General features: G+C 69.6%; 17 protein-coding genes and 1 pseudogene. 10 read left to right on the top strand and 8 right to left on the bottom strand.

Going from position 1 to position 21,014, the window contains the following annotated elements; all coding sequences use genetic code 11:
- Positions 1 to 52 precede the first annotated feature (52 nt).
- A complete protein-coding gene (locus AC3DE3_RS16960; RefSeq protein ID WP_488370798.1) occupies positions 53 to 1,180 on the bottom strand; it encodes a phosphotransferase family protein in 1,128 nt (375 codons plus the stop codon).
- 158 nt (positions 1,181 to 1,338) lie between these two features.
- Between AC3DE3_RS16960 and AC3DE3_RS16965 the strand changes: the two genes are divergently transcribed.
- The 5 genes from AC3DE3_RS16965 (at position 1,339) to AC3DE3_RS16985 (ending at position 6,200) form a co-directional block, all read left to right on the top strand.
- Complete coding sequence (locus tag AC3DE3_RS16965; RefSeq protein ID WP_488370800.1) at positions 1,339 to 2,010, top strand: TetR/AcrR family transcriptional regulator; 672 nt, start codon at positions 1,339 to 1,341, stop codon at positions 2,008 to 2,010.
- A 124-nt stretch (positions 2,011 to 2,134) separates the two neighbouring features.
- Positions 2,135 to 4,399: a catalase gene (locus AC3DE3_RS16970; RefSeq protein ID WP_260486207.1), complete on the top strand. Its 2,265-nt coding sequence runs from the start codon at positions 2,135 to 2,137 to the stop codon at positions 4,397 to 4,399.
- A gap of 88 nt (positions 4,400 to 4,487) precedes the next feature.
- The gene (locus AC3DE3_RS16975) at positions 4,488 to 5,036 is read left to right on the top strand and encodes an SRPBCC family protein (protein WP_260486206.1); all 549 of its coding nucleotides are present in this window, start codon (positions 4,488 to 4,490) and stop codon (positions 5,034 to 5,036) included.
- Positions 5,023 to 5,910: an alpha/beta fold hydrolase gene (locus AC3DE3_RS16980; RefSeq protein ID WP_488370802.1), complete on the top strand. Its 888-nt coding sequence runs from the start codon at positions 5,023 to 5,025 to the stop codon at positions 5,908 to 5,910. The genes AC3DE3_RS16975 and AC3DE3_RS16980 overlap by 14 nt, the downstream gene beginning before the upstream one ends.
- Before the next feature lie 50 nt (positions 5,911 to 5,960).
- Positions 5,961 to 6,200, top strand: coding sequence for a zinc-ribbon domain-containing protein (locus AC3DE3_RS16985; RefSeq protein WP_488370804.1), 240 nt, complete (start codon positions 5,961 to 5,963; stop codon positions 6,198 to 6,200).
- Between the two features lie 52 nt (positions 6,201 to 6,252).
- Here the strand turns inward: AC3DE3_RS16985 and AC3DE3_RS16990 are convergent, their stop codons facing one another.
- Complete coding sequence (locus AC3DE3_RS16990) at positions 6,253 to 7,701, bottom strand: MFS transporter (RefSeq protein WP_488370806.1); 1,449 nt, start codon at positions 7,699 to 7,701, stop codon at positions 6,253 to 6,255.
- Positions 7,702 to 7,822: 121 nt separating this feature from the next.
- On the opposite strand from AC3DE3_RS16990, the gene AC3DE3_RS16995 reads away from it, so the two are divergent.
- Positions 7,823 to 8,203 (top strand): hypothetical protein, encoded by a 381-nt coding sequence (locus AC3DE3_RS16995; RefSeq protein ID WP_488370808.1) that lies wholly within the window; start codon positions 7,823 to 7,825, stop codon positions 8,201 to 8,203.
- A gap of 41 nt (positions 8,204 to 8,244) precedes the next feature.
- Complete coding sequence (locus AC3DE3_RS17000; protein WP_488370810.1) at positions 8,245 to 8,775, top strand: hypothetical protein; 531 nt, start codon at positions 8,245 to 8,247, stop codon at positions 8,773 to 8,775.
- Between the two features lie 182 nt (positions 8,776 to 8,957).
- Here AC3DE3_RS17000 and AC3DE3_RS17005 read toward each other — a convergent pair whose 3' ends face one another.
- Positions 8,958 to 9,914: a TIGR03620 family F420-dependent LLM class oxidoreductase gene (locus AC3DE3_RS17005; RefSeq protein ID WP_260486200.1), complete on the bottom strand. Its 957-nt coding sequence runs from the start codon at positions 9,912 to 9,914 to the stop codon at positions 8,958 to 8,960.
- A 147-nt stretch (positions 9,915 to 10,061) separates the two neighbouring features.
- On the opposite strand from AC3DE3_RS17005, the gene AC3DE3_RS17010 reads away from it, so the two are divergent.
- Together AC3DE3_RS17010 and AC3DE3_RS17015 are read left to right on the top strand one after the other, a co-directional pair.
- The gene (locus AC3DE3_RS17010; protein ID WP_488370811.1) at positions 10,062 to 11,375 is read left to right on the top strand and encodes an acyl-CoA dehydrogenase family protein; all 1,314 of its coding nucleotides are present in this window, start codon (positions 10,062 to 10,064) and stop codon (positions 11,373 to 11,375) included.
- A gap of 47 nt (positions 11,376 to 11,422) precedes the next feature.
- The gene (locus AC3DE3_RS17015; RefSeq protein WP_260486198.1) at positions 11,423 to 11,899 is read left to right on the top strand and encodes a hypothetical protein; all 477 of its coding nucleotides are present in this window, start codon (positions 11,423 to 11,425) and stop codon (positions 11,897 to 11,899) included.
- A 70-nt stretch (positions 11,900 to 11,969) separates the two neighbouring features.
- On the opposite strand, the pseudogene AC3DE3_RS17020 reads toward AC3DE3_RS17015, so the two are convergent.
- Positions 11,970 to 12,824 (bottom strand): annotated as a pseudogene (locus tag AC3DE3_RS17020) (NAD(P)/FAD-dependent oxidoreductase); the annotation flags it as partial.
- Positions 12,825 to 13,045: 221 nt separating this feature from the next.
- Between AC3DE3_RS17020 and AC3DE3_RS17025 the strand changes: the two are divergent.
- Positions 13,046 to 14,368, top strand: a complete 1,323-nt coding sequence (locus AC3DE3_RS17025) for an ammonium transporter (RefSeq protein WP_488370812.1) — start codon at positions 13,046 to 13,048, stop codon at positions 14,366 to 14,368.
- Between the two features lie 91 nt (positions 14,369 to 14,459).
- Here AC3DE3_RS17025 and AC3DE3_RS17030 read toward each other — a convergent pair whose 3' ends face one another.
- From AC3DE3_RS17030 to AC3DE3_RS17045, 4 genes are all read right to left on the bottom strand, one after another.
- The gene (locus tag AC3DE3_RS17030; protein ID WP_488370813.1) at positions 14,460 to 15,899 is read right to left on the bottom strand and encodes an NAD-dependent succinate-semialdehyde dehydrogenase; all 1,440 of its coding nucleotides are present in this window, start codon (positions 15,897 to 15,899) and stop codon (positions 14,460 to 14,462) included.
- 134 nt (positions 15,900 to 16,033) lie between these two features.
- Positions 16,034 to 17,455, bottom strand: a complete 1,422-nt coding sequence (pntB, locus tag AC3DE3_RS17035) for a Re/Si-specific NAD(P)(+) transhydrogenase subunit beta (RefSeq protein ID WP_260486195.1) — start codon at positions 17,453 to 17,455, stop codon at positions 16,034 to 16,036.
- Between the two features lie 4 nt (positions 17,456 to 17,459).
- A complete protein-coding gene (locus AC3DE3_RS17040; protein ID WP_488370815.1) occupies positions 17,460 to 19,046 on the bottom strand; it encodes a Re/Si-specific NAD(P)(+) transhydrogenase subunit alpha in 1,587 nt (528 codons plus the stop codon).
- Between the two features lie 752 nt (positions 19,047 to 19,798).
- Positions 19,799 to 20,803 carry a hypothetical protein gene (locus AC3DE3_RS17045; RefSeq protein WP_488370814.1) on the bottom strand — a complete coding sequence of 335 codons (1,005 nt, stop codon included), beginning with the start codon at positions 20,801 to 20,803 and terminating at the stop codon, positions 19,799 to 19,801.
- Between the last annotated feature and the right edge of the window lie 211 nt (positions 20,804 to 21,014).

Genomic DNA, 21,014 nt, shown 5'->3' on the forward strand with positions numbered 1-21,014 from the left:
GCGGCGGTGTGGTGCGGTGGTGCGGCGGCGGTGCGGTCGGTCCGCCCGGGTGTCAGTCGGCGATCATCCGCGCGAGCATGGCGTGGTGCAGGACGTACTCGTCCGGGTTCTCGTGCGCCTCGACCTCGCCGAAGTGGACGCGGCGGCGAGCGATCTGCGACATCACGATGCCGTGGCGCAGGGCGGCGTAGGTGCGGAAGAACTCCAGCTCGCGAACCGGTGACCCGGTGAGCTCCTCGTATCGGGCGACCACAGCGTCGTGGGGGAATAGGTCGGGCAGGCCGGGGAAGTCCCACTGCTCGGCGATCTCCTGGAACATGTCGTGGAAGAACAGGAACCAGCCCAGGTCGAGCTCCGGCGGCGCGAGCGTGGCCGACTCCCAGTCGAGCACGGCGGCGGGCTCGACCCCATCGAAGATGATATTGCCGATCCTGGCGTCGCCCCAGCAGAGCACGTCGGGCGACAGCTCGGTGGGCCAGTTCGCCTCGATCCAGTCGAACGCCCTCTCCAGGACCGGGATCCGGAGACCGTCCTCCCGCCGGGTCCACTCGTAGTAGGCGCGCTCGTTCTCCACGTGGGCCCGGAGACTGTCGACGCCGACGGCCGGCGCGGCGTCCCCGAGCGCGGTCCGTGGGTCCGGGATGCCGTGAACACGGGCCAGGATGTCCACGCTCACGTCGCGCACCCGCGCCCGCCCGGTCTCGTCCAGCTCCTCCACCACCCAGCCGCCGAACACGTACGGCGGGTTGTCGACGGGGACCCGGCCGGAGACACGGTCCATCACCAGGAAGGGCACGCCCAGGATCTCGGGCGAGTCCTCGACCCAGCGGACGTCGGGCACCGGCAGGTCGGTCCGCTCGCGGACGGCGCGCATCACGGCGGCCTGCCCGGCCAGGTCATAGTCGGGGAACACCGGGAACGAAGAGGCCTCCGGCGCGAGTCGGGCCACCAACTCCGCGCGCTCGTCGCGCCCGTTAGCGGTCCACTCGGCGTCGAGCAGGACGGAGATGCTCGACATGCCCGAGCTCTCGGGGCGCCGGATCGACGTCACGCGGACCGGTCCCGTGCTGCCCACCCGCTCGGCCAGCCACGTCTCCAGTCGGGCCCGGACCTCGTCGAGGTCGGTGGTCGTGGTGGTGATGTCGCTCTTGACGTCGTCCGCCGTCACGTCCTGGCTCATGTCCGTCGTTCCTTCTTCCGGTGAAGCGCCCTTCATCCGGGCGGTGAGCTAGATCACACCACAAACCTAGACTCGCGTCTAGGTTTTCCGCCGACGGATATCGTGGACCCGGACGCACTGCGAGCCGCCGGGCCGCTGATGAGGGGACGAGACGACAGATGCAGACGTGGCCGCCGATCGACACCGAACCGCCGCCCGACTCCTCCCGGCGCGCGCACAACAAGCACGCGGTCCGCACGAGCCTGCTGCAGGCCGCCCGTCAGCTCTTCGCCGAACGCGGGGTCGCCGAGACCACGGCGGAGGAGATCGCCGAGGCGGCCGGCGTCTCCCGCGCGACGTTCTTCAACTACTTCCAGAACAAGCACGGCATCGTCATCGCCCTCCACGACGCCCACGTGGCCACGCTCGGACTCCTTGTCGACGACCTGCTGTCCGAGCCACTGACCACCTCCGGTCGACTCGATCGGTTGTTCGAGGACGTCGCGGCCACCGCCGCCGCCGCTCCGGTCTACTTCGCATCGCTGACCGGCGAGCTCGAGCGCGAACTCGCGGTCCCCGCGGTGAGTGCCGCCCGCACCGAGCAGCTCACGTCCACCATGGCCCGGGTACTGGCCCCGGGAGTGCCCGCCGGGGAGGTGCGCGAGGACCTGCCGCTGCGCTTCCTCGCCCAAATGGTTGGCTCCACCTACATCTCGGTCATCCGTTACTGGCGCGAATCACCGGACTACGACATCGCGCTCAACAGCGCCCGGGCAGCGCACTTCCTGGCGGAGGCGCTGGCGCCGCCGACCCCGACACACCAGGACCCCGGGACCGGGGCGGGCGGGTAACAGGCGCTCCCGGCAGTTGGGTCGCGAGCGGTTGCGGGGAACGCGAGCACGGGCAGAATTCCGCGCATGGCTCCACGGAGCCAGTAGGTCCCGGACGCACGATTCCCACCCGCGAAGGAGCGCCATGCCCGACAAGAGGTCAGATTCCAAGTCCACCGCCCGGTCCGCCGCCGAGAAGATCGTCGACAAGGCCGAGCAACTCGCCGACGACCTGGTCGGCAGCGCCGACGTCGTCCCCGGCACCCCGGGGTCCCGGCCGCCGTCCCTCGAGGAACCGACCGAGCCCACCAGCCCGTTGCCGCCCAAGGCCGACCAGAAGGGCGCCACCCCGTACGGCCCGACCGGCGCGGAGCCGCCCGGCTCGGTCACCGCCCGCGAGGAGGTCATGCGCCAGCAGGGGCAGTTCCTCACCACCGCCCAGGGCGCCCGGCTCTCCGACACCGATCACTCGCAGAAGGCCGGCCGGCGCGGCCCGGTCCTGCTCCAGGACCACCACCTGCGCGAGAAGATCATGCACTTCGACCACGAGCGCATCCCGGAGCGCGCGGTCCACGCCCGCGGCGCCGGCGCGCACGGCGTCTTCAAGGCCAACGGCGCGGCCGCGAGCGTCTGCAAGGCCGGGGTCTTCGCCGAGGGCAAGGAGACCGAGGTCTTCGTCCGCTTCTCCACCGTGCTCGGCAACCGCGGGTCCGCCGACACCGTCCGCGACACCCGCGGGTTCGCGACCAAGTTCTACACCGACGAGGGCACCTGGGACCTGGTCGGGAACAACATCCCGGTGTTCTTCATCCAGGACGCCATCAAGTTCCCCGACGTCGTCCACGCCGCCAAGCCGCACCCGGACCGCGAGATCCCGCAGGCCCAGAGCGCGCACGACACCTTCTGGGACTTCGTCTCCCTGCACACCGAGGCGCAGCACCACACCCTGTGGAACATGTCAGACCGCGGAATCCCGCGTTCGTACCGGATGATGGAGGGCTTCGGCGTCCACACGTTCCGGCTCATCAACGACGCCGGCGAGACCAGCCTGGTGAAGTTCCACTGGAAGCCCCACCTCGGCGTCCACTCGCAGGTGTGGGAGGAAGCCCAGATCACCGCCGGCATGGACCCGGACTTCCACCGCCGCGACCTGGCCGACGCGATCGAGTCCGGGGCGTTCCCCAGCTGGGACCTGGGCATCCAGGTCTTCCCGGACACGGTCGACGAGAACGGCGTCAGCGAGATGTTCCACGGCATCGACCTGCTGGACCCGACCAAGATCGTCCCCGAGGAGCTCGCGCCGGTGCAGGTGATCGGCACGATGACGCTCAACGCGAACGTCAAGAACTTCTTCGCGGAGACCGAGCAGGTCGCGTTCCACCCGGGTCACCTCGTGCCGGGCATCGACGTGACCAATGACCCCCTGCTGCAGGGCCGGCTGTTCTCCTACCTGGACACCCAGCTCACGCGTCTGGGCGGGCCGAACTTCGGTCAGATCCCCATCAACCGGCCGCACGCCCCCGTCAACGACATGCTCCGCGACGGCTTCCACCAGTCCGCCGACCACGTGGGAGTGGCCCCGTACCAGCCCAACAGCCTCGACGGCGGCTGCCCGTTCATGGCGGGCACCACCGATGGCGCGCTGGTCGAGGTGGCACAGCAGATCGCCGACGCGCAGATCGTCCGCGACGCACCGGCGACGTTCGACGACCACTACTCGCAGGCCACGCTGTTCTACAACAGCCTCACCGAGGTGGAGAAGGCGCACGTCGCCGAGGCGTACGCGTTCGAGCTGGGCAAGTGCTACGAGGAGGCCATCAAGCTCCGGCAGGTCGAGCAACTCGCCCACATCGACCACGACCTGGCGGTCACGGTCGCGACCGGGCTGGGGCTGCCCGCACCCGCAAAGGTCCCGGTCGTCGAGGTCGTCACCAGCCCCGCGTTGTCCCAGCTCGGGAAGGAGTGGCCGTCCGACGGGCGCCAGATCGGCATCCTCGTCACGGAGAACTCCGACCCCACCGTGGTCAAGGAGCTCGAGCAGGCCGTGTTCGGCGACGACATGGTCCCGCTCGTGATCGGCCCGGTCGGCGGCCGGCTGGGCGAGGGTGAGCCCGACGCGACGGTCGCGATCTCGCGGACCTATCAGACGCAGCGGTCCATCGAGTTCGACGCCCTGGTCGTCGTCGACCTCCCCGCCCACCCGCGGACCGACGTGCTCATCAGCGAGATGTACCGGCACAAGAAGGCCATCGCCACCCTGGCGCCCATCGACCGGTACGTCGACTTCGGACTGAGCTCGGACACCCCGGGCGTGGTCGCGGTGGACGCGGCGGCCGGCGTGCTGCCCGCGCTCAAGCCGCTGCTGGCCAACCACCGCGTGTGGGAGCGTCCCGACCCCGCCCGCATCTGAGGCAGGGAGCGGCGCAGGAGTGACGCGCATCGTGCCGGGGACCGCGAGAGGTCCCCGGCACGATGCGGACGCGGGTAGCGTCACGGCCATGAGTGACCACGCCGACACCAGCGAGGCCCCTGCCGGGGAGCACCCCGGCGGCGATGGCGCCGCAGACCGGCGTCTCGAGGCGCAGCGGGTGATCTCGGCCCCGGCGGACCGGGTGTTCGCCGTGCTCTGCGATCCCGACGGGCACGTGGCCATCGACTCCTCGGGAATGCTCCAGTCGGCCGAGGGGCCGGTGGTCACCGCCGAGGGGGACCGGTTCGTCGTCCACATGGACCGCGAATCCCTCGGCGACTACGACCTGGGCGAGTACGACGTCACGGTGATCATCACCCGGTTCGAGCCGGACTCGGAGATCGCCTGGACCATCGACGGAGCCATCAGACCCCCGATCGGGCACACCTACGGCTACCGCCTCACCCCGGTGGACGGCGACGATGCAAGGACCGAGGTCGTCAGCTACTACGACTGGTCCGACGCGCACCCGAAGTGGCGTGACTCGGGAGTACTGCCGGTGCTGGACGCATCGGCGCTCAGAGCGACGCTCGGGATTCTCGACCGGGCGGTCAGGAGGGGATATGTCCGCGGTTGATCCGCGCGCCCACCGCCCGGACCTGTGGTTCCCCCGCAGTGGCATGGAGTTGCGCGCCGTGGACTCCGGGCCCGCCGAGGGCGAGGTGATAGTGCTGCTCCACGGCTTCCCGCAGCGAACCTCCAGCTGGGACCTCGTCGCACCGCTTCTGCACGCCGCCGGGTACCGCACCCTGGCGCTGGACCAACGCGGATACTGCGAATCCGCCCGCCCCCGTGGCCGGCGCGCGTACCGGCTGTCGGAGCTGGTCGGGGACGTCCTCGCTCTGCTCGACGCCGCCGGTGTGCCGACCGCGCACGTGGTGGGCCACGACTGGGGTGCTGCCGTGGCGTGGGGGGTCGCCGGAGCGCACCCCGACCGCATCCGCAGCCTCACCGCCGTGTCGGTGCCCCACCCGGCCGCGTTTCTCAAGGCGATGATCGCCTCCGATCAGCTGCTGCGGTCCTGGTATATCGGGCTCTTCCAGCTCCCGTTCCTGCCGGAGCTGCTGCTCACCTCGGCCGGCCCGCGGCCCGAGAAGGCCCTGGCCGGGATGGGGATGACGCCCGAGATGATCGAGCGCTACCGCACGGAAATGGTCGCCGCCGGGGCGATCCCCGGTGGGCTCGGCTGGTACCGGGCCCTGCCCTTCGCCTCACCCTCCGGCTCGACCGCGCCGGTCCGTGTCCCGACCACGTTCGTGTGGAGTGACCGCGACCCGGCCCTCGGCCGTGGCGGCGCCGAACGGACCCGCGACCACGTGGACGCCGACTACCGGTTCGTCGAGCTCAGCGGAGTCAGCCACTGGATCCCCGACGAGCGGCCGGGGGAACTGGCGGACGCGATCGTCGCGCGCGCCCGGTCGACCGCGGACGGTTCGGGCCCCGGGGCCTGAGCTCCGCCACACCGGGTGCGCGCGGCGCGGCGCGGTGTCAGGCTGGGCCGATGTTCCTCATCTTCGGCTTCAAGAACTCCTCCCGGAACCTCGGGCTCGCCCGGGCCACGTGCCCGAACTGCGGCAAAGTCGCCGCACAGCGGGTCGACCGGAGATCGCGGGCGTTCTCGGTCTTCTTCATCCCCCTCATCCCCCTGGGGTCGTCGTACGCCGCGACGTGCACGGCGTGCGGGGTGAGCACGAAGATCGGCCGGGGCCAGGCCGACGGGATCCTGTCCGGCGCCTACTGATCCCGCGGGAAGTCCGTCCGCGCGGCCCGACAGCCGGCGGGCCGGCGGCGGGTCAGTTCTTCCTGGCCGGCAGGGGCGTGGCGGCCTTTTCCACCCACGGCGGCGGGATCGTGGCCGCGACCGCCGCGGCCAGCAGCGCCACCCCGCAGCCGATCACGAGACCGATCCTGAACCCGGCCTCGGTGGGGACGAACAGCCCCTCGAAGTCCATGGACGTCTGCGTGAGAACCACACCGATCAACGCCGCGGACGCCGTCGTCCCGATCGAGCGCATCAGCGCATTGACACTGTTGGCCGAGCCCATCTCCGACGTCGGTACCGAGGCCATGATGAGCGCCGGCATCGCACCGTAGGCCAGGCCGACGCCGCCGCTGGTGACGATGCCCGCCAGCATCACGCCCCACGTGGAATCCAGCAGGAACAGCCCGAACACATAGCCGCTGGCCACCACCAGAGCTCCGAGGATGAGGGTGAACTTCGGCCCACGGGTGGAGATGAGCCGACCGCTCAGCGGCGCCACGGCCATCATGGCCAACCCGCCGGGCGCGGTCCACAGCCCCATGGCGACCATCGACTGCCCCAGCCCGTGCCCGGTCTCCACCGGCAACTGCAGGACCTGCGGCATGACGAGCAGCTGCGCGTAGAGGCCCATGCCCATCATGATCGAGGCGATGTTGGTCAGAAGGACCGGTCGTCGAGCAGCCACCCGCAGGTCGACGATCGGCGAGGGATGGCGCAACACCCAGCGGCCCCACAGTGGGAACGCCAGCGCCGCCACGATGAACGATCCCAGCGTGACCGGTGAGGTCCAACCCCAGTCGGCCCCCTTGGACACCGCCAGGAGAAGGGCGATGAGACCCACCGCCAACCCGAACGCGCCGATCAGGTCGAGGGAACCGTCCGGCTTGCCCGCAGGCAGCACGCGGAGTCGCACGCCCATGAGGACGATGATCCCCAGCCCCAGGACCGCCGACCCCCAGAACATCCACTGCCAGTCCCCGTACTGGGCCAACGCCGCCGCGGCGGGCAGTCCCAGCGCCCCGCCCACGCCCAGGGAGGAACTCATCATGCTGATCGCCGGCCCCAGACGCGCCGGGGGGAGCACCTCTCGCATGGTGGCGATCCCGATCGGGACCACCCCGATCCCCACTCCCTGCAGGGCGCGACCGACGAGCATGGGCCACAGGGACGAGGACAGCGCGCAGAGTATCGATCCGGCGACCATGACCGCGGTGCAGGCGATCAGGATGTACTTCTTGGGGTACAGGTCGCCCAGTCGGCCCATGAGGGGTCCCGCCACCGCCCCGGCGAGCAGCGTCACGGTCACCACCCACGCCGCGTTGGCCGCCGAGGTGTCGAGGATCGCGGGCAACATCCCCAGCAGGGGGATCACCAGCGTCTGACTGAGCGACACCACGATCCCGCCGAAGGCCAACACCATGACCAGGCCGTTCTGGTCGGACCTCACGTTGTCGGTGTCGCCGCCCCCAGCTGGTGCCATAGTCCCGTGTCCTCCCGACGGAGCCTCTCGTCCGGAGCCTCCTGTCGGACATTACAGACAGGTGTCGACATGGTTCTCATTCCGCCCCGCCGGCCCCGGTGGCGCGGTTAGCGTCGCCGCCATGTCGTTCCTCGTGAAGTTCGGGCTCGTCCTCCTCGCCGTGGGCGCCTGGACCGGATGGGTGGTGGCCGCCCAGCTCGTTCTCCCCCGACTGTTCGAGAGGGCGGGGGTCCGGGAGCCCCGGCGTCTCCTGCAATTACACCTGGATTACGTGATCATGGGCGTGTTGGTGATCGCCGTCGGGGCGGTCCTGCCCGACCTCCCCGCGTGGATCCAGGTACTCATCGTGATCGGCACGGTGCTCAACCCGCTGCTGTTCCTGCCGATGGCCTTCTCCCCCGGCGCGTCGGGCACGGTGTGGTTCCGGCTCCTGAGTGTTGCGTCGTTTGCGTCTGTGACCGTCGGCCTCACCGCCGCGGCGGCAATCGGGGTGATGTCCTGACCTCGCCCCAGACCTTGTATGACCCTTCTCTTAGTGCAAGCATGGGACGGGTGAACACCACCGGCACGACCCGGCGGGACACCCGCCGAGTAACCGTTTCCGTGGGGGCCGTCCTCGCCGCCACGACCGTCGCGCTGACCACTGCCGTCATGGCCCCGGCCACCGCGAATGCCCAGGACTCCTCCCAGGCGATCCCTCTCCTGTTCCCCGCTCCCGACCGGCTCATCGCCGCGGGCGGATCCCCCACCGGCGCGTGCATGGGCATCGTGTCCGCCACCCTCAACGGCGACGGCTACCCGGCCTCAGCCAGTGTCAGCTGGGGTTTCGGCGTACTCGGCGTGGGTCCGTGCAACCTCACCGCCACGCTCTCGTGGAAGAACCTGGACTCGGGCGCGACCGGGGAGAAGACCGCGGGGATCCCCTGGCCCCGGATCTCCACCGGTATCCCCGATCCGATCTCCAGTCCGCAACAGGCGATCATCTCCACCGGTGCGGGCCGGGTCGAGTACCGACTCACCACGACCGGAGGCGCGTCGGCGGGTCCGATCATCGTCGAGACAATGCCCTACTGAGGCGGACCAGGCGAACCGGATAACGCGAGCCGGCAGCCCACGTCACCCCGGGGTCCGCTGCCGCGCTAGACCTACGCGCCCGGAATGGACCACTTCCGCAGCGCACCCCGGCGATCCGTGTGCATTCCGGCAGCGCAAGCCGAAGAGGGCGCGCTCCGGGCCACTAAGCCTGCTGGCAGACCTCAGCCGAGTAGCCCCTCGGCCGCGATGCGCCAGTCCTCCACCGGCGGCGTCAGCACGTTCTCGCCGAGCACCTGCACCAGCACGGTCGAGGCACCGGCGTCGAGGTGCTCCTGCACACGCGCCCGCGTCGCCTCGACCCCGCGGGTGACCATCGCGTGCTTGAGCCGGTCGCTGCCCCCGCGCACGTAGTCCGACTCGTCGAACCCCTGCCGGGTCCACGAGTTCCGATAGTTCGGCAGGCCCGTATAGACGTTGAGGTGATCGTGGGCCCGCGACCGCCACACCTCGTCGTCGTCGACCCCCTCGGCCACCACCGCGGCGTGCTCCACGACCAGGGCCGGCCCGTCGTCGGCGGTCCCGCCGAGGATCTCGCGCGCCCGCGCGGTGTGCTCGGGCAACGTCAGGTACGGGTGGGCGCCGGCGGTGCGGTCGCGCGACAACTCGAGCATCTTGGGGCCGAGCGCGGCGAGCACGACCGGCGGCATGGTGTCCTCGCCCGCCGCCATGGGCTGAGTCCGGTCGAGCGCGTCGAGGTACTCGCGCATCGCCGACAGCGGCCGGCCGTAGTGGTGGCCGCGGTGGCGCTCGACCAGCGGCGCGTGCGAGACGCCGAGGCCCAGGACGAACCGACCCGGGTGCATCGCCTCGATCGTGCGGGCGGCCGCCCCCGCCGCCGAGGCGTCGCGGCCGTAGATGTTGGCGATGCCGGTGCCGATCGCCATCCGGCGCGTGGCGCCCAGGTACAGCTGCGCGGCGGTGAAGGCCTCCCGGCCGACGGCCTCGCCGAACCACAGCGAGCCCCAGCCCTGGTCGTCGAGTTCACCGAGCACGTCGGGGATCGCCGCCGGCGTCAGTCCCTCCAGCGAGCCGGTCCACAGGCCGATCCGGCCGAGCTGCTCGCGGCCCGCCCCGTGCCGGCGGTCTCGGTTCGGCGCACTGTCCCGGAGAGCACTCATGTCCCCGAGCGTGCCCGACCCCGTCGTCTCCGGGCCGGCCATTCGCCGCAATCGGCCGCGCCCACCGCCCCGTCCGCGACACACTGAGCTGACACGTGTTGCAGTGACGCGCGGCACACGCCCGGGCACCGAGGAGACGAGACGCCGATGTACGAGTGGTCCGAGACCGACCTGATGATCCGCGACGCCGTGCGCGCCTTCATCGCCAAGGAGATCCGCCCCCAACTCGACGCCCTGGAGAGCGGTGAGATCCCGCCGTACCCGATCATCCGGAAGCTGTTCGCCGAGTTCGGCATCGATGCCATGGCCCGCGACGGGGTCGAGAAGATGCTGGCCAAGGAGCGGGCGAGGGAGACCGTCGGCGCGGCGGTCGGTGCCGCGGGCGGCGGGGCGGCATCCGGTGACGCGCCGCGCGGCGACGGCGGGAGGGGGGACGACGACTCCGGCGGCGATTCCGGCGGCGCCCTCGAGAGCCGGGACTCCATGATGGCCGTGGTGACCAGCGAACTGGCCGGCGCGTGCATGGGTCTGGTCTCCGCGCTCGGCGTGAGCCTCGGGCTGGGTGCCACCACGATCATGTCCCGCGGGACACTCGCGCAGAAGGAACGCTGGCTGCCCGGCATCGTGACCATGGAGAAGGTCGCGTCGTGGGCCATCACCGAGCCGGACTCCGGTTCCGACGCCTTCGGCGGCATGCGCACCTACGTGCGACGCGATGGCGAGGACTACATCCTCAACGGCCAGAAGACGTTCATCACGAACGGGCCCTACGCCGACGTGATGATCGTCTACGCCAAGCTCGACGAGGGCGACCGGGACGTCAGCCCGCGCGACCGCAAGGTGCTCACCTTTGTCCTGGACAAGGGGATGGAGGGCCTGACGCAGGGTCCGCCGTTCAAGAAGATGGGCCTGCACAGCTCCCCGACCGGCGAGCTGTTCTTCGACAACGTCCGCCTCGGCCGGGACCGGTTGCTCGGCGAGTCCGAGGAGGGCCGCGGCGGCGACGGTCGCGAGTCGGCCCGGTCGAGCTTCACCGCCGAACGCATCGGGGTGGCGACCATGGCGCTCGGCATCATCGAGGAGTGCCACCGGCTGTGCGTGGACTACTCCCGCGAGCGCACCCTGTGGGGCCAGGAGATCGGGCGCTTCCAGCTCATCCAGCTCAAGCTGGCGAAGATGGAGGTGGCGCGCATGAACGTGCGCAACATGGTCTTCAACTCCATCGAGCGCGCGCGGGCCGGCAAGCCCCTGTCGCTCGCGGAGGCGTCGGCGATGAAGTTGTACTCCTCCGAGGCCGCCACCGACGTGGCGATGGACGCGGTGCAGCTCTTCGGCGGCAACGGGTACATGGCCGAGTACCGGGTCGAGCAGCTCGCCCGGGACGCCAAGTCGCTCATGATCTACGCCGGCAGCAACGAGATCCAGGTGACCCACATCGCCAAGGGGCTCCTCGCGCGCTGAGGCGCTCGTCCGGTTGCTACCGCGGCCCGCTCTCGTACCGTCAGTACATGGCCACCGAGATGTTGCACACGTACATGCAGGACCACCACGCCGGTGCAGCGGCAGGGATCGACCTGTTCCGCCGCGTGGCCGAGGACCACCAGGACCCGGAGACCAGGAAGATCGTGGCCCGGATCGGCGACGAGACCGTGGACGACCTCCAGAGCCTCGAGGAGCTGATGACGCTGGCGGGGACGTCGCCCTCGCTGCTCAAGGACCTGCCCGCCAAGGCCGCCGAGAAGTTCGGGCAGCTCAAGCCGAACCGCCGCGTCGCCGAGCGTTCTCCCCTGAGTGACCTCGTCGAGCTCGAGGCCCTGACCCTCGCGGTGACCGGTAAGACGCTCGGCTTCAAGGCGCTGCTCGACATCGGCGACCCGCGGCTCCCCCGGCCCACGCTGGAGAGGCTGGTCGAGCGGGCCGAGGAACACGGCCGCGAGCTCGAGAAGTTGCGGCTGCGGTGTACGGACGCGCTCAAGAAGGAGTGAACGACCGAGTTCCACGTGAAACCCGCCGCTCACCCCGCCCGCCGGGCGGGTCCGTGCCCGGCCCTGCGACTCAGCGCATCTCGCCGGCGCCCACGTACGGGTTGAGGCTCGTCGTGGGACGCCCTTCCGCGAACCGGGCGTACCGACAATCGTCCGGGTCGACGCCGCTCATCGTCGTCGTCCCCTCCGTGAGCAGCTCCGCGACCAGTCGACCGACCGCGGGCGCCATCTTGAACCCGTGGCCGGAGAACCCCACCGCGAGGAACAACCCCTCGATCGGCGACGGGCCGATGATCGGGTTGTAGTCCGGCGTGGTGTCGTACGCGCCCACGTAGCTACCGGTGATCGACGGATCGGGCATGTCCGGCAGGCGGTGCATGAGCCGCTCGACGACCTTCTCCACGGTCCGGGTGTCGGCCCGGTTGGAGTAGGCGTCGGGGTCGATGAACTGCGGCGAGGTGTGGTCCGAGTTGCCGGCCAGGATCTCCCCGTTGGGCTCACGGCACAGGTACTGCAGGCCCACCAGGTCGGACAGCGTGGGGACCTGCCCGAGCGGTTCGCCCTGATCGACCATCACCAGCTGGGCGCGCTGCGCGCGGACCGGGATGTCCAACCCGACCGTGGCGGCGAGCTGCGGGGCCCACACGCCGGTCGCGAGGATCACGTGCTCGGCATGGACCTCCGTGCCGTCGGCCAGTTCGGCGCCCACGACCCGGTCCCCACAGCCGCGGAGCAGCGAGACCACGCGGGTGCTCTGACGGACCCGCACCCCGCGGGCACGCGCGGCGGCCGCGAACGCCATCCCCGTCATGTACGCCTCTCCGCGCCCGCCCCGGGGCTCCCATGCAGCAGCGGCGACGTCCTCCACGTTGAGGCCCGGCCACAGCTCGGCCATCCGGTCCGGGTCGACGTACTGAGCGGAAACACGGTGATGGTTACCGTCGGTTAAGGCTCGAACGGGCGGCATTTGCACCCCTCACCTGCGGTGACAAGCGCGTTCGACGTAGTGCGGTGCCGCTGGGCCTGATCCGGTAACCAGATGGCAACAGCCGCGATACGCGCTGGTGAGCAACGCGGGATCACACTGTGAAACGTTCGCTTATCCCGACAGCCGCCCCCGGTGGCCTGCACAGAAAAGAGAGACAGATGGACGTAGCCATCGCGGCGGCAGACACCGCCTGGGTGCTCGCGGCCATGGTCGCCGTGGCGCTGATGGTGCCCGGACTCGCCCTGTTCTACGGCGGCATGGTCAGCATCCGCAGCACGCTCAACATGATGATGATGACGATCGGCGCGGTCGCGATCATGGCCGTGCTGTGGGTCGTCGTCGGGTACTCCCTCACCTTCGGCGATTCGATCGGCGGGGCAGGACTCCTCGGCGACCCCGTGGAGTTCCTGGGGCTCCGGGGGATCATGGCCGAGCCGGAGACGCCGGGGCTTCCGCCCGCTCTGTTCGCCGGGTTCCTGCTGCTGTTCGCCGGCATCACGGTCGCCCTGGTGGCCGGCGGCGTCGCCGACCGCATGAAGTTCTCCACCTGGCTGGTCTTCGCCACCGTGTGGCCGCTACTCGTGTTCTTCCCCGTCGCCCACTGGGTGTTCGCGTTCGACTCCGAGGACGGCTCGGTCGTGGGCGGGTGGATCGCCAACGGCCTCGGGGCGATCGACCTCGCCGGCGGCACCGCCATCCACATCAATGCCGGCATCGCCACGCTCGCCCTGGTGCTCGTCCTCGGCCGTCGCGCCGGGTTCCCCACGGTGAGCCGGCCGCACAGCGTCCCGCTGACGTTCCTCGGCGCGGGGATGCTCTTCGCCGGCTGGATCGGGTTCAACGCCGGCTCGGCGGTCGCCGCGGGCAACACCGCCGGTGTCGCCGCCCTGAACACCGTCGTCGCCGCCCTGTGCGGGGCCCTGGCGTGGATGATCACCGAGCAGGTCCGGGCCAAGCACCCCACAACCCTGGGTGTGGCGTCCGGGCTGGTCGCAGGCATGGTCGGCATCACCCCGGCCGCCTCGTCGGTGAGCCCCCTCGGTGCCATCGCGGTCGGCCTGATCTGCGGTGTGGTGTGCCACTACGCGGTGGGCCTGAAGTTCCGTCTGGGATACGACGACTCACTCGACGTGGCGGGCCTGCACCTCGTCGCCGGCGTCATCGGCACGCTGCTCATCGGCGTCATCGCCGATCCGGCCTCCCCCGTCGGTGAGGCCGGGTTGCTGTACGGCGGCGGGTTCGGGCAGCTCGGCGCGCAGACCCTCGCGACGGTGGCCGTCATCGCCTACTCGTTCCTGGTGACCCTGCTGATCGCGGTGGTGCTCCACAAGACGATGGGGCTCCGCGTCACCGAGGACGACGAGCTCGAGGGCCTCGACAAGGCCTACCACCGCGAGATGGCGTACTTCCAGGACGGCCTCGGAACCGCCGAGGCCGCGGAGACGACCCCGGAGGAGGTGGTTAACACGACGAAGAGCTGACACCTCACGCGACTCCCGTGGCCCCGGGGTCTGCTGCCCGTTCGATCAGAACAGGTGGCGGACCCCGGGGTTCGTCGTGCCCGGCCGCGGGTCAGACGTTCCGGATCGCGATCGACCGGGTGTTGAGGTAGCACTCCATGGCCTCGGGGCCACCCTCCGAGCCGTAACCGGAATCCTTCACCCCGCCGAACGGCAACTCGGCCGAGGGCATGGACGGCATGTTGACCCACAGCATCCCCACCTCGACCCTCCGGGTGAGGAGATCGGCGTTCGCGAGTGATCCGGTGAAGGCGTAACCGGCCAGTCCGTAGGGAAGGCGGTTGGCCTCGGCGATCGCCTCGTCGAGCTGATCGAACCCGCGGACGCCCGCGACGGGGCCGAACGGCTCGTCGTTGAACAACCGCGCCTCGGTCGGCACTCCGGAGAACACGGTGGGCGCCCAGTAGTTGCCCGCCTCGCCGATGCGGTGGCCGCCGGTGAGGACCTCGGCGCCGCGCCCGACCGCGTCGTCATGGAACTCGCTCATCGCCGCGAGTCGACGGTCGTTGGCCAGCGGGCCCATCGTGGTGTCGTCCTCGAGTCCGCTGCCGACCCGGATCTGGTCGGCGTGGTCGGCGAGCGCGCGGGCGAACTCGTCGCGCACACCGTTCTGCACGAGGAAGCGCGTCGGGGAGATGCACACCTGCCCGGCGTTGCGGAACGTCATCGGGCCCATGCTCTCGACGACCAGTTGCAGGTCCGCGTCATCACACACGATGACCGGGGCGTGACCCCCGAGTTCCATCGAGCTGCGCTTCATGTGCTGCCCCGCCATCGCGGCGAGCTGTTTGCCGACGGCCGTCGACCCGGTGAACGTGATCTTCCGGATCACCGGGTGCGGGATGAGATGGCCGGAGATCTCGGCGGGGTCCCCGTAGACCAGACCGAGCACACCCGCCGGCATCCCCGCGTCGGCGAAGGCGCGGATGAGCTCCGCGGGGCTGGCCGGGGTCTCCTCGGGCGCCTTGACGATGAGGGAACAGCCGGACGCCAATCCGGCCGCGATCTTGCGGACCACCTGGTTGACGGGGAAGTTCCAAGGCGTGAACGCCGCCACCGGCCCGACCGGATCCTTGACCACCATCTGTCTGATGGTGATGTCGGTGCGGTGGGGCACCAGCCGGCCGTAGGTACGCAGTCCCTCGTCCGCGAACCAGTCGATGATGTCGGCCGCCGCGAGGATCTCACCCTTGGCCTCCCGCAGCGGTTTGCCCTGCTCGAGCGTCATGATCCGGGCAATGGCCCCCGCCCGATCGCGCAGCAGCTGAGCAGCGGCGCGCATGATCCTGCTGCGCCCGGCCGGGGTCGTGTCCCGCCACACCTCGAAGCCCCGCTCGGTGGCGGCGAGCGCTCGGTCGAGGTCGGCGGTGGTGGCGTGGGCGACCGTGCCTATCACGCTGCCGTCGGCCGGGTTGAGCACGTCGATGGTGCGGCCGTCGGCGGAGTCGGTCCACTGGTCGTCGATGAACAGGCGGGTATCCGGGTAGGTCATGTCCCCACTTCTACCCGCCCCGGCCGGGGCGTCGCGCCGCCCGGGGCGGGAAGACGCGGGCAGGGGCGGTCCCCCGAAGGGAACCGCCCCTGCCCGGCCGGCCGGATCGTACGCCGGCCCCGCGTGTGTGGGCGTCAGACGCCCGCGCCCTGCTGGTCCTTCACCGCGGCCAGGATGTCGCCGACACGGTCCTTGGCGTCGCCGAACAGCATCTGGGTGTTCTCGCGGAAGAACAGCGGGTTCTGGACACCGGCGTAGCCGGCGGCCATCGACCGCTTGAACACGATGACGTTCTCGGCCTCCCAGACGTGGAGCACCGGCATTCCCGCGATCGGGCTGCCCGGGTCCTCAGCGGCGTCCGGGTTCACGGTGTCGTTGGCGCCGATGACCAGCACGACGTCGGTATCCGCGAAGTCGTCGTTGATCTCGTCGAGCTCGAGCACGATGTCGTACGGCACCTTGGCCTCGGCCAGCAGCACGTTCATGTGACCGGGCAGGCGGCCGGCGACCGGGTGGACGGCGAAGCGCACGTCGACGCCGCGCTCGCGCAGGGTGCGGGTGAGGTCGGCGACCGGGTACTGCGCCTGCGCCACGGCCATGCCGTAGCCGGGCGCGATGATGACCGAGGACGCACCCGCGAGCAGCTCGGCTGCGCCGGCGACGTCGATCTCCGTGTGCTCACCGTGGTCCTTGTCCTCGCCGGAGGAGGCCTCGATACCGAAGCCACCCATGATGACGGAGAAGAACGAGCGGTTCATGGCCTTGCACATGATGTACGACAGGTACGCACCCGAGGAGCCCACCAGCGCGCCGGTGACGATGAGCAGGTCGTTGCCCAGGAGGAAACCGGTCGCCGCGGCGGCCCAGCCCGAGTAGGAGTTGAGCATCGACACCACGACGGGCATGTCGCCGCCGCCGATGGAGGCCACCAGGTGCCAGCCCAGCGCCAGGGCCAGGATGGTGACGACGATGAGCATCCACAGCGCCGGGGAGATGACGAACCACACGGTCAGGACCACGAACGCGACGAGGATGCCGGCGTTGATGAGGTTCTTGCCCGGCAGCACCAGCGGCGCGGACTTCATCTTGGCCGACAGTTTCAGGTACGCGACGATCGATCCGGTGAAGGTGACCGCGCCGATGAACACGCCGATGAACACCTCGGCGTGGTGGATGCCGAGCAGTGAACCGGTGAGCTCGCCGTGCAGCTCGGGCTCGATGTAGCCGTTCCAGCCCACCAGCACCGCGGCCAGGCCGACGAACGAGTGCAGCAGGGCGATCAGCTCGGGCATCTCGGTCATCTGCACGCTACGGGCGCGGATCAGGCCGACCGCGGCACCGACGAGCACGGCCACGACCATCAGGACGATGCCGACCGTGGCGGGCTGGTGATCGAGCACCAGCACCACCGTGGCCACCAATGCGATCGCCATGCCGGAGATGCCGAAGGTCAGACCGCGACGGGCGGTCTCGTGCTTCGACAGACCGGCCAGCGAGAGGATGAACAGTAGCGCTGCAACCAGGTACGCCGCGTTCGCGGCAGTCACGAGTGACATGGTCTCAGGCTCCCTTCGAGAACATGGCGAGCATGCGACGGGTCACGGCGAAACCGCCGAAGACGTTGATGGAGGCGACCAGGATCGCGATGGCGGCCAGGGCCAGGCCCAGGGTGTTGTCGATGCCGATCTGCAGCAGCGCTCCCACGACGATTACGCCCGAGATCGCGTTGGTCACCGACATCAGCGGCGTGTGCAGCGCGTGGTGCACGTTGCCGATCACGTAGTAGCCGATCACGATCGCCAGCACGAACACGGTGATGTGCTGCGGCATCTCGCCCGGGGCGACCGCCACCAGCACCAGCAGCAACGCCATACCCAGCGCGATCAGGCCCAGCTTGGCCCCCGCCGACATCGGCTTCTTCTCGGGCTTGGGTTCGGCCACCGCGACAGGGGCCGCCGCCGCGGGGGCGGCGCTGACCTGCACCGGCGGGGGCGGCCACATGATCTCGCCGTCCCGGGTGACGGTGACGCCCCGCTGGACCACGTCGTCCATGTCCAGCGCCCAGACGCCGTCCTTGTCCGGGGTGACCAGCTTGGTCAGGTTGACCAGGTTCGTGCCGTACAGCTGCGAGGCCTGCGCGGGCAGACGCCCGGCCAGGTCGGTGTAACCGATGATCGTCACGCCGTTGGGGGTCACCACGACCTCGTCGGCCACACTGCCCTCGACGTTGCCGCCCTGTGCGGCGGCCATGTCCACGATGACCGAGCCGCGCTTCATGGTGGCCACATCGGCGGCGGTGATGAGCCGCGGCGCCGCACGGCCCGGGATCAGCGCCGTGGTGATGATGATGTCCACGTCCGCGGCCTGCGACGAGTACAGGTCGGCGGCTGCGCGGTCATAGGCTTGGCTGGTGGCCTTGGCGTAGCCGTCGGTGGAGACGACCTTCTCCTCCTCCGGCACCTCGACCGGCAGGTACTCGCCGCCGATCGACTTGACCTGGTCGGCCACCTCGGGCCGCGGGTCGGTGGCGCGCACGATGGCGCCGAGGCTGGAGGCGGCCCCGATCGCGGCCAGACCGGCCACGCCCGCGCCGGCGACCAGGACCTTGGCCGGCGGGACCTTGCCCGCCGCGGTGACCTGGCCGGTGAAGAACCGACCGAAGTGGTGGGCGGCCTCGATCACGGCGCGGTAGCCGGCGATGTTGGCCATCGAGGACAGCACGTCCATCGACTGCGCCCGCGAGATGCGGGGGACCGCATCCATCGCCAGTGCGGTCACGCCGCGCTCGGCGAGCACACCGAGCAGGTGCTCGTTCTGCGCCGGTGCCAACAACCCGACCAGGGTCGCGCCAGAACGAACCCGCGCCACCTCGGCCTCGGTGGGCACGGCGACCTTCATCACCACATCAGCGGTCCACGCGGCGTCACCGTCGACGAGCTCGGCGCCGGCGTCCGCATAGGCGGCATCGGCGAACTCCGCGCGGGTACCGGCACCGTGTTCCACCACGACCCGGTATCCCAGGCCGATCAGCTTCGCGACCGTCTCGGGCGTCGCCGCCACGCGGTTCTCCGCCGGGTTGGACTCGGCGACCACACCGATCACGGACGGCGCATCGCCGGCATCGCGGACATCGGGGTCCGGCTTCATATCAGGGATCTCTTCGAGGCTCGAAGCCATAGGTCATCCTTTTACTGCGTTGTGAGCGAGCCGACGCGTGTGCCCCGGCTCTGACGTTTCGAGTTTTGGCGTGTTCTACGTTTTCTCCACAGGCCCGGCACGTGCTTTTCCGGGGTGCGCTCCAGTCACCGATCCGAGATCAGAGCTCACGAAGCGGCTCGGGGTGGGATGGTGACCCCTGCTTCGTCCGCCGTCATGGCGTCGTCTTCCGGGGCGGGCAGGGTGGTGCCACGTCTCCCGGACGAACTTCCGGGTTACCCTACGGGACACTGTGCGCCGGACTGAAGCCGGTTTGGGCATTTTCGCGAGCCGTGTGACACATGCCATATTTTTCCGGCGCGGCCTCCGAAATGCAGAACACCCCGGGTCGTCTCCTGCTGACGACCCGGGGTGTACCCGCTCTGTGAGGAGTTGAAAGGTAGAGCTCCGAGGCGCTTTCGACGGGGCGAATCCGCGAGGTTTACGTCAAAGTTCCGCAAGGATTGATTCGCCTATTCGCACACCTTGACCTGCATCTTTGCCCCCTGACTCTCGATCGTGCGACGCCCTTGGCGACAAAGGTCAACTCTCTCGGCATCGTTATACGCCGACGGAGATCGCGCCGTAGCCACGAGCGGCCGTGGGTGCCCGGAAAGTACCGCATAGATCGACTGCGGCATACGCGGCCGGGCCTCGACCGTCGTTCGACGGTCGAGGCCCGGCTCGTTGAAGGTTGGCCGTGTTTAGGATCGATACGGCTTGCGGGTTGCCTTCCGCCCAAGAGCTCGGTCTGTCATCCTGAAATTCCGCTCGATCACGTCTGTGTAGTCGGGCTTGAAGTTTCGTTGCAGCTTGAGATTGCTGACAGCGACGGCGATACCGATCTGCATCATGAGCAGGGGCTCTCTGCGTGGTCCGACGTTGGTCCGCTTCAACCCGGTCACGCACGGGTGTTTCAGGTGCGCGAACCTACTTTCGGTCCGAGATCGATAGGTATCGAGGATGCTCTGGTACTCGAAGCTGCCTGGTGTCGGCCCGGGTTGGAATGACGACAGTTGCCGCTCGCTGAGAGTGACGGTGACCTCTGACTGGCAGCACTGGTACCGGCTAGGGCTCCAGTCCGGCGCCGCGAGCGGTTTGGTGTGGTCGCCGTCAAGGCTGTTCGGCTTGAGAGGGCACCGCACACGACCCTGCTCAGCCGGGCATTGCAGCCTGCACTTCCATCTGAGGTCCTTTGTTTCTCCTGGCAGGCGGGCGGCTCGCTTGACGTCGCGGAGCCGCGGGCGATCCAAGCGCCCCATGACAAATGGGAGGCGCTCGGCAAGCATTTTGTCGTACCGGTCCAGGCCCGCGGGATCTTCGTTGATCTGCCGGATCCGGTGAGTCGGGTTGCCGGCGAGCCGATCCATCGCAGCTGGACAGTAGAAGTCTCCCCACGCCAGCACCGGCCCTGGCAGCATCGGCGCCTTCTGGTCGCGGATCTCCTCTGTTGGCCACACAGACGGGAGAATGAATGTGGTGCGGGCTCCCGCTTGTCTTCCTGACTTCGGGTAGCGATGGATGCGATCGATTCGGCGGCTCATCAGGAAGTTCGCCAACTCCGGCTTGGCGCGATAGCCCATGTCGACTCCCAGCAGGCGGTTCCTCTGGCGTGATCTGGGTTTCGGCGTCTGTGGCCAGCCGTCGATTCGCTCGAGACATCGCATCAGTGCCGCCGCGTCCCCTGCGGTGGGTCCGCCGATCTCCACGGCCAGGATGGTGCGGGGCACAGCCCCCGGTTCACGTATAGGCCCAACAGCCATGACAGCGGTCACGCCGAGGCCGAACGCAACGATAGTGCCCCGTGGGGTGGTGGGATTCGGATCGGCGTCTAGTCAGGCGCAGTGATCAACGAGTCGTTGCTGATCGTAGTCGCCGCCGGCGTCGAGGGCGTGCTGCTTGGCGGCGATGACTCGGCGG

The sequence above is a fragment of the Dietzia sp. IBK-p2-16D genome (genome assembly GCF_057773085.1).

Bases quoted from the DNA above. Each gene is read 5' to 3' on its own strand.
- AC3DE3_RS16960 (WP_488370798.1), bottom strand. From the start codon at position 1,180: ATGAGCCAGGACGTGACGGCGGACGACGTCAAGAGCGACATCACCACC.
- AC3DE3_RS16965 (WP_488370800.1), top strand. From the start codon at position 1,339: ATGCAGACGTGGCCGCCGATCGACACCGAACCGCCGCCCGACTCCTCC.
- AC3DE3_RS16970 (WP_260486207.1), top strand. From the start codon at position 2,135: ATGCCCGACAAGAGGTCAGATTCCAAGTCCACCGCCCGGTCCGCCGCC.
- AC3DE3_RS16975 (WP_260486206.1), top strand. From the start codon at position 4,488: ATGAGTGACCACGCCGACACCAGCGAGGCCCCTGCCGGGGAGCACCCC.
- AC3DE3_RS16980 (WP_488370802.1), top strand. From the start codon at position 5,023: ATGTCCGCGGTTGATCCGCGCGCCCACCGCCCGGACCTGTGGTTCCCC.
- AC3DE3_RS16985 (WP_488370804.1), top strand. From the start codon at position 5,961: ATGTTCCTCATCTTCGGCTTCAAGAACTCCTCCCGGAACCTCGGGCTC.
- AC3DE3_RS16990 (WP_488370806.1), bottom strand. From the start codon at position 7,701: ATGGCACCAGCTGGGGGCGGCGACACCGACAACGTGAGGTCCGACCAG.
- AC3DE3_RS16995 (WP_488370808.1), top strand. From the start codon at position 7,823: ATGTCGTTCCTCGTGAAGTTCGGGCTCGTCCTCCTCGCCGTGGGCGCC.
- AC3DE3_RS17000 (WP_488370810.1), top strand. From the start codon at position 8,245: ATGGGACGGGTGAACACCACCGGCACGACCCGGCGGGACACCCGCCGA.
- AC3DE3_RS17005 (WP_260486200.1), bottom strand. From the start codon at position 9,914: ATGAGTGCTCTCCGGGACAGTGCGCCGAACCGAGACCGCCGGCACGGG.
- AC3DE3_RS17010 (WP_488370811.1), top strand. From the start codon at position 10,062: ATGTACGAGTGGTCCGAGACCGACCTGATGATCCGCGACGCCGTGCGC.
- AC3DE3_RS17015 (WP_260486198.1), top strand. From the start codon at position 11,423: ATGGCCACCGAGATGTTGCACACGTACATGCAGGACCACCACGCCGGT.
- AC3DE3_RS17025 (WP_488370812.1), top strand. From the start codon at position 13,046: ATGGACGTAGCCATCGCGGCGGCAGACACCGCCTGGGTGCTCGCGGCC.
- AC3DE3_RS17030 (WP_488370813.1), bottom strand. From the start codon at position 15,899: ATGACCTACCCGGATACCCGCCTGTTCATCGACGACCAGTGGACCGAC.
- pntB (WP_260486195.1), bottom strand. From the start codon at position 17,455: ATGTCACTCGTGACTGCCGCGAACGCGGCGTACCTGGTTGCAGCGCTA.
- AC3DE3_RS17040 (WP_488370815.1), bottom strand. From the start codon at position 19,046: ATGAAGCCGGACCCCGATGTCCGCGATGCCGGCGATGCGCCGTCCGTG.